The sequence below is a fragment of the Iodidimonas sp. MBR-22 genome (assembly GCF_029946565.1).
Taxonomy (GTDB): domain Bacteria; phylum Pseudomonadota; class Alphaproteobacteria; order Sphingomonadales; family Rhodothalassiaceae; genus Iodidimonas; species Iodidimonas nitroreducens.
In genome coordinates, this window is record NZ_JARKVQ010000004.1 from 43,056 (window position 1) to 55,948 (window position 12,893).

10 protein-coding genes and 1 tRNA gene are annotated in these 12,893 nt (G+C 58.1%); 8 read left to right on the top strand and 3 right to left on the bottom strand.

Annotation, left to right across the window (positions count from 1 at the left end):
• Positions 1-4 precede the first annotated feature (4 nt).
• Positions 5-415: a GcrA family cell cycle regulator gene (locus QK300_RS04445; RefSeq protein WP_281300595.1), complete on the bottom strand. Its 411-nt coding sequence runs from the start codon at positions 413-415 to the stop codon at positions 5-7.
• A 312-nt stretch (positions 416-727) separates the two neighbouring features.
• On the opposite strand from QK300_RS04445, the gene QK300_RS04450 reads away from it, so the two are divergent.
• The 4 genes from QK300_RS04450 to QK300_RS04465 all read left to right on the top strand — a co-directional run bounded on the left by QK300_RS04450 (position 728) and on the right by QK300_RS04465 (position 4,977).
• Positions 728-1,573 carry an ABC transporter permease gene (locus QK300_RS04450; RefSeq protein ID WP_281300594.1) on the top strand — a complete coding sequence of 282 codons (846 nt, stop codon included), beginning with the start codon at positions 728-730 and terminating at the stop codon, positions 1,571-1,573.
• A gap of 245 nt (positions 1,574-1,818) precedes the next feature.
• Positions 1,819-3,015, top strand: a complete 1,197-nt coding sequence (locus QK300_RS04455) for an aspartate aminotransferase family protein (protein ID WP_281300593.1) — start codon at positions 1,819-1,821, stop codon at positions 3,013-3,015.
• Between the two features lie 22 nt (positions 3,016-3,037).
• Positions 3,038-3,988, top strand: coding sequence for an ornithine carbamoyltransferase (gene argF, locus QK300_RS04460; protein WP_281300592.1), 951 nt, complete (start codon positions 3,038-3,040; stop codon positions 3,986-3,988).
• A gap of 35 nt (positions 3,989-4,023) precedes the next feature.
• A complete protein-coding gene (locus tag QK300_RS04465; RefSeq protein ID WP_281300591.1) occupies positions 4,024-4,977 on the top strand; it encodes an Hsp33 family molecular chaperone HslO in 954 nt (317 codons plus the stop codon).
• Between the two features lie 10 nt (positions 4,978-4,987).
• On the opposite strand, the gene argE is transcribed toward QK300_RS04465, so the two are convergent.
• Entirely contained in the window at positions 4,988-6,142 is a 1,155-nt protein-coding gene (gene argE, locus QK300_RS04470) for an acetylornithine deacetylase (RefSeq protein ID WP_281300637.1), read from the bottom strand.
• 150 nt (positions 6,143-6,292) lie between these two features.
• Between argE and QK300_RS04475 the strand changes: the two genes are divergently transcribed.
• The 4 genes from QK300_RS04475 (at position 6,293) to wecB (ending at position 11,120) form a co-directional block, all read left to right on the top strand.
• A tRNA-Gly gene (locus QK300_RS04475) sits at positions 6,293-6,366 on the top strand.
• A gap of 177 nt (positions 6,367-6,543) precedes the next feature.
• A complete protein-coding gene (gene glmU / locus QK300_RS04480) occupies positions 6,544-7,935 on the top strand; it encodes a bifunctional UDP-N-acetylglucosamine diphosphorylase/glucosamine-1-phosphate N-acetyltransferase GlmU (RefSeq protein WP_281300590.1) in 1,392 nt (463 codons plus the stop codon).
• Positions 7,936-7,976: 41 nt separating this feature from the next.
• Complete coding sequence (gene glmS, locus QK300_RS04485) at positions 7,977-9,800, top strand: glutamine--fructose-6-phosphate transaminase (isomerizing) (RefSeq protein ID WP_281300589.1); 1,824 nt, start codon at positions 7,977-7,979, stop codon at positions 9,798-9,800.
• Between the two features lie 168 nt (positions 9,801-9,968).
• Positions 9,969-11,120, top strand: a complete 1,152-nt coding sequence (gene wecB / locus QK300_RS04490; RefSeq protein WP_281300636.1) for a UDP-N-acetylglucosamine 2-epimerase (non-hydrolyzing) — start codon at positions 9,969-9,971, stop codon at positions 11,118-11,120.
• Between the two features lie 55 nt (positions 11,121-11,175).
• On the opposite strand, the gene ettA is transcribed toward wecB, so the two are convergent.
• Positions 11,176-12,828, bottom strand: coding sequence for an energy-dependent translational throttle protein EttA (gene ettA / locus QK300_RS04495; RefSeq protein WP_281300588.1), 1,653 nt, complete (start codon positions 12,826-12,828; stop codon positions 11,176-11,178).
• Positions 12,829-12,893 lie beyond the last annotated feature (65 nt).

Genomic DNA, 12,893 nt, shown 5'->3' on the forward strand with positions numbered 1-12,893 from the left:
AGACCTAGAGCCGGACCCGGGGCGGGCGGCGATCCTTGCGCGGCTGCTGGGCCTGATAGGCATCGCGGCAATGGGCTTCGCAATAAGGCATGGCGGGCACCGAGGGCTTGCCGCAAAATTGAAAATCCGCGTCACCGGGATGGCCGCTGGGCCATTTGCACATGCGTTCGGTGAGATCGAGCAGGGTGATCTTGCTCTTTTTTTCCTTTTTGGCGGCTTTTCCGGCCCCTTTGCGGGTTTTTGCCGAATCGGCCTTGACCGGCGATGGCCGTGATTTCAGCCCCAGCCGATGGGCTTTGCCGATCACCGCATTGCGCGTAACATTATCGCCGATTTCCGCAGCAATCTGGCTGGCCGACAGGCCTTTTTCCCATAACCGTTTCAAGAGATCGATTTTTTCGTCGGTCCAGGCCATGGATCTTCCTCATGCTATCCGCCACAGATTTTCGTCGCAGCTTTTCTTCGGGGCACAATATAGGGCCCCTATTCCCCAGCACAAGACCAGAAGTGGCGCACAAGCCGCGATCCGCCCCACCCCCCATTTCCCCATCCCCATCCCCACCCACATGATGGCCCCTTGCTATAGGGATCATGGCTGGATATGTGTGGGCGCGTGGGTAGAGCGTGCTTTTGATGATGATCGATCCGCCAAAAACCCCCATCGGGCGGCAGATATCATGTCTGCTTTCCTTTGATCCAATACTTTAATCCATGATGGAGACAGCCCGTGAGCAGCCAGAGCAAACCCGCCGCCATAGAGATGGGAAGCCGAAAGATCGGCCGCATCAATGGGCTGGGCTTGTGGACCTTGTATGAAAAGGAAGTGCGGCGCTTTTTGAAGGTATGGATGCAAACCATCGGCGCACCAGCGGTGCAGGCGATCTTGTTCTTTGTCATTTTTGCGGTGGTGCTGGGCGGTTCTGATCGGGTGACCACATCGGTTGCCTATACCCAATTTCTGGCCCCGGGCCTGATCATCATGGCCTTGTTGCAGAATTCTTTCGCCAATACCTCATCATCTTTGATCATTGCCAAAGTGCAGGGCACCATTGTGGATGTGCTGATGCCCCCCTTATCACCGGGTGAACTGAGTTTGGGCTTCGTCGCCGGCGGGGTGACGCGCGGGCTGGTCATCGGGCTGGTATTGATCGCCTGTTTTGCCCTTTTGCCGATCAAGGCGATCATGTTCAGCCATCCATGGGCGATCCTTTATTTCGGTGTGATGGCATCGATCATGCTGTCTCTGATGGGGATTCTCACCGGCATCTGGGCGGAAAAATTCGATCATGTGGCAACGATCACCAATTTCATCGTCGGGCCGCTGACCCTGCTTTCAGGCACCTTTTATTCCATTGATCGCCTGCGCGATAAAATGGGCGATGGCGCCCAATGGCTGGAGCCTTTTCTGGCGGTCAATCCCTTTTTCTATATCATTGATGGCTTTCGCTATGGCTTCATCGGCGAAGCGGATGGCTCGGTTCTCACCGGCGCGGTGGTGGTGGGGGTGATCAATCTTTTCCTGTGGCTGATTGTGTGGCGGGTTCTGCAAACCGGCTGGCGGCTGAAATCCTGAAGGCAGCTGTTTGAAATGTGATGGCTGGCCCCCTTGGGATAAGGGCAACCGATTGACAGGGCCCGCCGGGCCATTGATACTAAGGATGGAATGATCGATAAAACGGCGTTGCGCGGCCATCCTTTGGGGGGGTCGCGCTGTTGTTTTGAAGATCTCATCACGATCAATGAACGACAAGCGATCAAGCCGGTCTCGCAGCCCAATGACCCGGCCTTAAAGTGTATGAACGATCAAAGGGGGTCAGGATGACTTCAGCTTTAATGTCATGTTATCGGCAGGCGGATGTGGCTTTTGAACGCGGCGAAGGCGCTTATATCTATGACGTGAATGCCAAACGCTATCTCGATTTCAATGCCGGGATCGCGGTGTCGAGCTTTGGCCACGCCCATCCCCATCTGGTAAAGGCTTTGCAGGATCAGGCCGCCAAGCTTTGGCATACCTCCAATCTTTATCGCATCCCGCATCAGGATCGGCTGGCGGAACGGCTGGTGGCCAACAGCTTTGCCGACAAGTGTTTTTTCGTCAATTCCGGTGTTGAAGCCATCGAATGTGCGATCAAAACCGCGCGCAAATATTTTTACGATCAGGGCCAGCCGGATAAAAACCGGATCATCACCCTTGAAGGCTCGTTTCATGGCCGTTCGATGGCGGCCATTTCCGCCGCCGGTCAGGAAAAGCTGGTCACCGGCTTTGGCCCGCTTCTCCCCGGTTTTGATCGGGTGCGGCCCGATGATCTGGAGGCCATGGCCCACGCCATCGGCCCGGAAACTGCGGCCATTCTGGTGGAGCCGGTGTTGGGCGAAGGCGGGGTTCTGCCTTTGTCGGATGGCTATTTGCAGGGTTTACGGGCTTTGTGCGATCAGCATGATTTATTGCTGATCTGCGATGAAATCCAATGCGGCATGGGCCGCACCGGCAAGCTTTTTGCCTTTGAATGGGCGGGCATCACCCCCGATATCGTGGCGGCAGCCAAAGGCATTGGCGGCGGCTTTCCCTTTGGGGCCTGTCTTGCCACCGAAAAAGCGGCCTCAGGCATGACCCCGGGCAGCCACGGCACCACTTATGGCGGCAATCCTTTGGCCATGGCGGTGGGCAATGCGGTGCTTGATCTGCTTTTGGCTCCGGGCTTTCTTGATCATGTCAACGAGATCGGCACCTATCTGAAGGAACGGCTCGATCATTTTGCCGCACAGCATCATAACAGCGTGGAACTGGTGCGGGGCCGGGGGCTGATGCTGGGCCTGAAGCTGCGGGGGCTTGATCCCCGGGAAACTGTGGCCGCAGCCCTTGCCCATGGCCTGTTGGTGGCCCCGGCGGGCGATAATGTGATCCGCCTTTTGCCGCCCTTGATCATTGAAAAGGCGCAGGTGGATGAAGCCATCGGATTGCTGGAAACAACCCTCTCCGCAATGATTGGCGCCCGGGCCCAAAAGGCCGGATGATGGATAAGAACGGAGATACAGAATGACAGCGTCTGCTACCCCCGCCGGACTGCGGCATTTTCTCGATCTTGATCGGCTGGATGGCCAAACCCTGCGCCAGATCCTCGATCATGCCCGGCAGATGAAAGCCGGGCGCGGGGGGCTGCCGCGTGGGGCCGCGGATCGCGATGCGCCTCTTTCGGGGGATATTTTGCTGATGATTTTCCAAAAATCCTCAACCCGCACCCGCATTTCCTTCGAGGTGGCGATGCGCCAGCTTGGCGGGGCGGCCAGCGATCTGGATGGCAGCCGCCTGCAGCTTGGCCGGGGCGAAAGCATCGCCGATACCGCCCATGTGCTATCGGCTTATGGGGATGCCATCGTGCTGCGCACCGATCAGCACAGCAATCTCACCGAAATGGCCCAACATGCCACGATCCCGGTGATCAATGCCCTGACCGATCATTCCCATCCCTGCCAGTTGATGGCCGATATGCTGACCATCGAAGAAGCCAAAGGGCCGATCCGGGGGCAAAATGTTGCCTGGCTGGGGGATGGCAATAATGTGGCGACATCGCTGATCCACGCCGCCCAGCGCTTTGGCTTTCGTTTGCGCCTTGCCTGCCCGCCGGGGCATCAGCCCAATCCTGCGGTGATCGAGGCGGCGCTGGCCGAAGGCGCGGATGTGGGGCTGTGCGATGATCCCATTGAGGCGGTGGCGGGCGCCGTGGCGCTTTACACCGATACCTGGAGCTCGATGGGCCAGGAACGCGCGCCCGAGGAACTGGCACCGTTCGAGCCTTATCGGGTGACCAGCGAACTGCTGGCGAAAGCCGCACCTGATGCCATCTTCATGCACTGCCTGCCCGCCCATCGCGGCGAGGAGGTCACCGATGCGGTGATCGATGGCCCGCAATCGGTGGTTTGGGCGCAGGCGGAAAACCGGCTTCATGCCCAAAAGGCCATTCTGGCATGGTGTTTGGCCAGAGGATAATCGCCGCAGCCCCAAGCTGCTGAACAGGAAAACTGATGCGCGAAACGACACCAAGGCCGAATAACCGGCCAATCATCCTGCCTGAATCCGGTTCATTGGATAATCTCGTGAAGCCCTTTCAGATCGAGGGCATGAATGTGCGGGGCCGGGCCATCCGGCTGGGCACCGCCGTGCATGATATCATCACCGCCCATGAGTATCCCCAGCCTTTGGCCATTCTGGTGGGGGAACTGGTGGTGCTGTCGGGTTTGCTGGGATCGATCCTGAAATATGAGGGCAAGGTCACCATTCAGGCAAAAGCCCGGGATCAGGCGGCGGTAAATTTTCTGGTCGCCGATTTTGAAACGCCGGGGCATGTGCGTGGCTATGCCGATTATAAAGCGGCGGCGCTGGCCGATCTGGGCCTTGACGCATCCTTTCGCAGCCTGATCGGAGCGGGCGGCTATATGGCCATGACCATCGATCAGGGCGCGGATATGGAGCGTTATCAGGGGATTGTCGATCTGGATGGCGATAATTTAAGCGATTGCGCCATCACCTATTTCCTCAATTCCGAACAAACCCCCACGGCCCTGCGGCTGGCCTGCGGGCTTGATCCGGTCTCTGGCCATTGGCGGGCTGGCGGCATCATGGTGCAGCATCTGGCCCATGGCGAAGAGGGCGGGCCGCGCCTTCTGGATCGCGATGAGCAGGAAAACTGGCGGCGGGCCTCGATCCTGATGCAAAGCGTGAAAAGCCGCGAACTGCTCGATCCGCAGCTTGATCTCGATCAGCTTTTATACCGGCTTTATCACGAGGATGGGGTGCGGGTTTTTGAACCCACGGATATCGATCATCGCTGCCGCTGTTCGCGTGAACGCCTGTTATCGGTGTTGCAAAGCTTTCCCGCCAGCGATCTCGCCGATATGGTCGAAGAGGGCCGAATCACCGCCAATTGCCAGTTCTGCAATCGCCATTATGAATTCTCTCCCGAAGACATTGGGCTTTAGGGTCAGGACCCTAAGCTCTGGCTTCGGCATAATCGATCAGCGCCTCGAGCATGGATCGGGCGCGCTGAAGCTGATCAAGGCTCACAAATTCATCGGGCTTATGGGCCTGTTCGATGGAACCGGGGCCGATGACGATGGCCGGAATACCGGAAACCTTCTGAAACAGCCCGGCTTCGGTGGTAAAGGATACCGCATGGCTTTCATTGGCCCCGATCAACCGGCGCATCAGCTTTTCCGCATCCTCTGAGCCATCGGCCTCAAGGGATGGCGCGCGGGCGATCTGCTCGAAGCTTATCTCCGCCTCGGGCGCGGTGGCCTGCAATCTTGGCAGAATGATCTTTTGCGCATGGCTTTTCACGCGATCCAGAATCTGATCGGGATCGATGCCGGGCAGCGGGCGAAATTCCCAATCGATCACCGCCCGATCAGCAATGATATTGACCGCCGCCCCGCCGGTCATGCGTCCGGCATTGATGCTGGTGAAAGGCGGCTCGAACCGGGCATCTTCATGCGCGCGCAGCTCTTGGGCCAAAGCATCGAGATAGCTCAGGAAGGCCCCCGCCGCGAAAAGGGCATTCGCCCCCTCATCGGGGAGGCTGGAATGAGCGGCCCTGCCGATGATGGTGGTGCGCTCCACACAAATGCCCTTATGGGCGGTCACCAGCTTCATATCCGTAGGCTCGCCGATCAGGGCAAAGCGCGGCTTGATCGGCAGATGGGCCAGATGATCGACCAAAGAGCGCACCCCGGCACAGCCCACTTCCTCGTCATAAGACAAGGCGATATGCACCGGCATGGCCAAATCCGCCCGGGCCAGCCGGGGGAGAAGGGCGAGCACAAGGCCGATGAAGCCTTTCATATCGCACGCCCCGCGCCCATAAAGCCGCCCATCGCGCATTTCGGCCGCAAAAGGATCGCTGGACCAATTCTGGCCCGCCACCGGCACCACATCGCTATGGCCCGAAAGCAGGATGCCCGGCCGATCATCCGGGCCGATACTGGCCAGCATATTGGCTTTGGTGCCATCCTCATTTGCAAAAAGCTGTGCGGTGATCCCATGTTCGGCCAACAGCTCGCGCACATAAGCGATCAGGTCCAGATTGCTGTTCTGGCTGATAGTGGGAAAAGCGATCAGATTTTTGATGATCGAGAGGCTCGCATCCATTGATTGCACGGGGGAATCCTTGGGCTTTGGGGCATCCATAAAGCTAACATGCCAGTGCCTTTCATGGTGCGCAATGGGCGCGCAATAAGCGCGCAACGATTGACGCTTGATTTCGCCCCGCGTCGGCCCTAGTTTCCTGTCCAGCCTGATGCGGGTGTAGCTCAATGGTAGAGCTCTTGCTTCCCAAGCAAGTGACGAGGGTTCGATTCCCTTCACCCGCTCCACTCCCCTCCCGATCAAAAGCCCGCAGAAATCTGGGTGGGTGGTCATGGGGTCGCTAGCCAGCTTTCCTTTTCACATCTATATTTGCGTTTTGAATAAGCCTGCTGCCTGTGGCAGTCTGCCCGCCAATGGTTTATCGGGGCTTTGCCTCTGTTTTAATCGAAAGGCTGCATCCTTCCATGTCTGTTCGCAATGCCGCTGCCGTCATTCTTGCCGCAGGCAAGGGCACGAGGATGAAATCGCGTCGTCACAAGGTTTTGCACCCCATTGGCGGGCGGGCGATGATCGATCATATCTTTGATCGATTGGCGGAAATCAGTGTGGAGCGGCAGATTCTGGTCGTGGGATCGGATCGCCAGCAGCTTGAAACCGCGATGGCAGGCCGGAAGGTGGATTTTGCGGTGCAGGAACCCCAATTGGGCACCGGCCATGCGGTGATGCAGGCCCTGCCCGCCCTTGCTGGCCATCAGGGTCCGGTTCTGGTGCTGTATGGCGATACGCCTTTGATCCGATCTGAAACTTTGGCTTTGATGCTGGCACAGATCGGGGATCGGCAATCGGCAGGCCCGGGGCTTGTGGTGCTGGGATTTCGCCCCGATGATCCCGGAGCTTATGGCCGCCTTGTCACCAATGATGACGGCAGCCTTTTGCGGATTGTGGAATATAAGGATGCCAGCCCCGCCGAGCGGGCAATCGGCCTGTGCAATTCAGGGGTGATGGCCTTTGATGGGGCGCTTTTGCCCCGGCTTTTGCAGCCCTTGCGCAATGAAAATGCCAAGGGGGAATATTATCTCACCGATACGGTGGCAATTGCCCGGGATCTGGGGGTGAAAGCGGCGGTGATCGAAGCCCCGGCCGATGATCTTTTGGGCGTGAATGATCGTGCTGATCTGGCTCAGGCGGAAGCCGTGTTTCAAAACCGGATGCGCCGGGCGGCCATGGCGGCAGGGGCGACGCTGATCGCCCCGGACACGGTTTATTTCAGCCATGATACCCGCTTGGGCCGCGATGTGCTGATCGAACCGCATGTGATTTTTGGACCCCATGTAGAGATCGAGGATGATGCGATCATTCGCGCTTTTTCCCATATCGAAGGGGCAAAGATCGCCGCGAAAGCCGTGGTGGGCCCCTATGCCCGCCTGCGCCCGGGGGCCGATATCGGCAAGGGGGTGAAGATTGGCAATTTCGTGGAAATCAAAAATGCCCGGCTCGATGAAGGGGCAAAAGCCAGCCATTTAAGCTATATCGGCGATGCCACCATCGGGCCGCGCGTCAATATCGGCGCGGGCACCATTTTTTGCAATTATGATGGCTTTGCCAAATTCCACACCAGCATCGGAGCCGATAGCTTCATCGGATCAAACAGCGCCCTGGTGGCCCCCTTGCACATTGGCGAAGGAGCGATCATCGGGGCGGGCAGCGTGATCAGCCGCTCTGTGGATGATGGCGATCTGGCGCTTGCCCGGGCCGAGCAGACCAGCCGCCCCGGCTGGGCGAAAAAATTCCGGGCCCGCAAAAGTCGCCCGAAATCGGCCCCAAAAATCGATCATGGCGATCCAAAAACACGCTGACAGCGGATCAGGCTTCCAGGACAAGAACAAGGGACGGCAATATGTGCGGAATTATTGGGATCGTGGGGCTAAGGCCGGTTGCAGGCCGCTTGATGGATGCCTTGCGCAGGCTGGAATATCGCGGCTATGACAGCGCCGGGATCGCCCTTATCGAAGACGGCCGGATCGCCCGGCGTCGGGCCAGCGGCAAGCTCGATCAGCTTGATGCCCTGCTTGCCCGCGATCCCCTTGATGGCCTGATCGGGATCGGCCATACCCGCTGGGCCACCCATGGCGGGCCCTCAACCGCCAATGCCCATCCCCATATCGGCAGGCATGTGGCGGTGGTGCACAATGGCATCATCGAGAATTTCAAAGCCCTGCGCGAAGAGCTGATCGCCGCAGGCCATCAGTTTACCAGCGAAACCGATACCGAAGTGATCGCCCATCTGCTGAGCGATCATCTTGCCGCAGGGATAGAGCCGCGATTGGCGGTGAAACAGACCCTTGATCGTCTTGAAGGGGCTTTTGCCCTTGCCATTCTGATCGATGGCAAGGATCGCCTGATGTATGGCGCCCGGCGCGGCAGCCCTTTGGTTGTGGGGCTGGCGGATGGGGAATGCTTTTTGGGATCGGATGCCATCGCGCTGGCCGGGCTGTGCAATCGCATCTGCTATCTGGAAGAAGGCGATTGGGCCGAGCTTCATGGCGATCATTTTGCCTTATTTGATGCCGCAGGCGAACCGGTGGAACGGCCTTTGGTGCACTCATCGGTTTCGGGCGTGATGGTGGACAAGGGCAATCACCGCCATTTCATGCTGAAGGAAATATACGAACAACCCACCGTGGTGGGGCAAACCCTTGGCAGCTATCTCGATCCTCTGGCCGAAACGGTGGCGGTGCCGGGCCTGTGTTTTGATCCCAAAGCCCTGAGCCGGATCACCCTCATTGCCTGTGGCACCAGCTATTATGCGGCGATGATCGCGCAATATTGGCTGGAACATTATGCCAAAATTCCGGTGACCGTGGATATCGCATCGGAATTTCGCTATCGCCAGCCGGTGATGACCAAGGGCGGCCTGTCGCTCTTTATTTCGCAATCGGGGGAAACCGCCGATACCCTGGCAGCCCTGCGCCATTGCAAGGCCGAGGGCCAGATTACGGCCACCATCGTCAATGTGGCGCAATCCACCATGGCGCGGGAAGCGGATATGGTGTTTCCCACCCATGCCGGGCCGGAAATCGGCGTGGCCAGCACCAAGGCGTTCACCTGCCAGCTTGCGGTTCTGGCGGCGCTCAGCATCGCCTTTGGGGTGGCCCGGGGCCATATTGATCAGACGGAACAGGCGGCACTGGTGCGGGTGCTCAATGAAATTCCCTCGCGCATGTCGGAAGCCCTGCAAGAGGAAAGCCATGTGCGGGAGATTGCCGCTGATCTTTCCCGGGCGCGGGATGTTCTCTATCTGGGGCGCGGCGCTGATTATCCCCTCGCCCTTGAAGGGGCGCTGAAGCTGAAGGAAATCAGCTATATTCATGCCGAAGGCTATGCTGCGGGCGAAATCAAGCACGGCCCGATTGCGCTCATCGATCCCAATGTGCCGGTGATTGTCATCGCCCCCAAAGGTCCGCTGTTTGAAAAAACGGTGTCGAACATGGAAGAAGTGATCGCCCGGGGCGGCAAGGTCATTTTGATGAGTTGCAAGGAGGGAATCGCAAGCCAGGGCCGAACCGCATTGAACAGCATCGAAATGCCGGCGGTGCATCCTTTGGGATCGCCCCTTGTTTATGCCATTCCGGTGCAGCTTTTAGCCTATCATACCGCCGTTTTAAAAGGCACCGATGTGGATCAGCCCCGCAATCTGGCCAAATCGGTGACGGTTGAGTGATCTTTTTTCCCGCACAACTGCAACGGATAGGCCGCAATTAAATGAAATAAACACTGGACAGTTGCACGAATCCTTATAATTCTTACCCGCAAGGGGTGCATTTTCTGCATCGCCCCAAATGGCGCCGCTTGTGCCTGTTGGCGGGAAGGGATTTTTCTGTTGCGGATCATGTCGGTCATTGGCACGCGCCCCGAAGCGATCAAGCTGGCGCCATTGATTGCTTTGATCAAAAATCGGCGGGATTTCGAGCATTGCCTGTGCCTGAGCGGTCAGCATCGCGATCTGGTCCACCCGGTTTTGGCGCAATTCGGGATCAGCGCAGATCATGATCTTGAGGTCATGTCTGCCGATCAAAGCCTCACAAGCCTGGGGGCTGCGATTCTGGACGGGATCGGCGCGATGATCCAAATCGAACAGCCCGATTGGATGATTGTGCAGGGCGATACCAGCACGAGTTTTGCCGCCGCTTTGGCGGCCTTTTATGCACATATTCCGCTTTTACATCTGGAAGCGGGCCTGCGCAGTGGGGATCGGCTGGATCCCTGGCCCGAAGAATCCCACCGCAAGATGATCGCGCCTTTGGCCCATCTCCACGCGGTGCATACCCTGGCGGCCCAAAAAAATCTGGAACGCGAAGGGATCGATCCCCGCAGCATCCTGATCAGCGGCAATAGCGGGATCGATGCGGTGCAACAGATGTGCGCCCGCCTTGATCGCGATGAGGCGCTGGCCGCCCGGGCGCAGGCGCTGCTGCCGATGGTGCCACAAGGTCGGCGGTTGATTTATGTCACCTGCCATCGCCGGGAAAAGCGCTGGATCAGGCTGAAGGCCCTGAGCCGGGCCTTGGTACGGCTGGCAGCACGGGGGGATGTAGAGATCATCGTCAGCGTGCATCCTTCGCCTGAAATCGATCATCTGATGCGCACATCTTTGGCGGATGTGGCGCATGTGCATCTTTTGAATCCGCTGGATTATGCCAGTTCCATCCACCTGCTGCGGCAGGCGCATTTCGTGATTTCAGATAGCGGCGGGATGCAGGAAGAAGCGCCCTTTCTCGGCAAGCCCATTCTTGTTTTGCGCGAAAGCACGGAACGACAGGAAGCGGTGGATGCCGGGGCGGCCATTCTGGTGGGGCATTCCGAACAGCGCATCCATGCCGAAGCCTGCCGCCTGCTCGATCATCCGGCCCATTATGCAGGCATGGCCCGGCGGCGGACTTTATTTGGCGATGGCCATGCCTCAGAACGGATCATCGATCGCATCGCCGGAATGATGACCGATGCATGGGTGCCGGAAACCTGCCAGGCCGAAAGCGGCTGATGGCGGGCTTTCCGGGCACCTCGGTCTTTATTTTCTCCTGCGCGGGGCGATGCGATCAGCCGCGTTCGAATTTCTTGAATTTCAAGCGATGGGGGGTTGCGGCTTCATCGCCCAGGCGGCGCTTGCGGTCGGCTTCATAGGCTTCGAAATTGCCCTCGAACCATTCCACATGGCTATCGCCTTCGAAAGCAAGGATATGGGTGGCGAGGCGATCGAGGAAGAAGCGATCATGGCTGATGACCACGGCGCATCCCGCGAAATTTTCCAGCGCTTCTTCCAAAGCCCGCAGAGTTTCCACATCCAGATCATTGGTTGGCTCATCCAGCAGCAAAACATTGCCGCCCTTGCGCAGCATTTTGGCCAGATGCACGCGATTGCGCTCCCCGCCCGAAAGCAGGCCGACCTTTTTTTGCTGATCGGCGCCCTTGAAATTGAAGGCCCCCACATAGGAACGCGTGGGAATCTCGGTCTTGCCGAAATAAAATATATCATCGCCGCCGGAAATTTCCTGCCACACGGTTTGATTGGCATCCAAAGCATCGCGGCTTTGATCCACATAGCCAAGCTGCACGGTTTCGCCGATGGAAATGGTTCCGGCATCGGGCGTTTCTTCGCCGGTGATCAGCTTGAACAGGGTGGTTTTACCGGCACCATTGGGGCCGATGATCCCCACGATCCCACCGGGCGGCAGGGAAAAGCTGAGATCTTCATAAAGCAGGCGATCCCCAAAGGCTTTGGAAACGCCATTGAATTCAATGACATTGCTGCCAAGCCGGGTGGGCGGCTGCATCTTGATCTGGGCCGTGCCCGAAAGCTTTTCCTGCTGTTCTTGCAGCATTTCATCATAGGCCCGGATGCGCGCCTTCGATTTTGCCTGCCGGGCTTTGGGGCTGGATCTGATCCATTCCAGCTCTTTCGCCAAAGCCTTGTCTTTGGCTTCTTCCTTGCGTTCTTCCAGTGCCAGCCGCTTTTGCTTGGCTTCCAGCCATTGGGAATAATTGCCCTCAAAAGGAATGCCATGGCCGCGATCGAGTTCGAGCACCCAGCCCACCACATTATCGAGGAAATAGCGATCATGGGTTACCAGCACCACGGTGCCTTTATATTCCTGCAAGAAGCGTTCGAGCCAGGCCACCGATTCGGCATCCAGATGGTTGGTTGGCTCATCCAGCATCAAAAGATCGGGCTTTTCCAGCAACAGGCGGCACAGGGCCACCCGCCGCCGCTCGCCACCGGAAAGGGTGGTGATATCGGCATCGCCCGGCGGGCAGCGCAGGGCATCCATGGCAATCTCGACCTGATGATCGAGTTCCCACAGATTGCCGGCATCGATTTCATCCTGCAGGCGGGCCATTTCATCGGCCACATCATCAGAATAATCGGCCAAAATCTCGTTATAGCGATCAAGAATGGCCTGTTGCGCCGCCACCCCATCGCGCACATTGCCCAAAACATCCTTGGCCGGATCAAGCTGAGGTTCCTGGCTCAGATAGCCGGTGCGAATCCCCTCGGCGGCCCAGGCTTCGCCGGTGAAATCCTTGTCGATGCCCGACATGATCCGCATCAGGGTCGATTTCCCCGAGCCATTGACGCCGATCACCGCGATTTTCACGCCGGGAAGGAAATTGAGATGAATATCCTTCAGCACATGGCGGCCACCGGGATATTTCTTGTTGAGTCCTTGCATGTGGAAAACATACTGAACCATGAGACGCACCGAACCTTTCAAAGACAGGGATTTGATGCGCTCCATAGCGCACTCGCGCGGGTGAC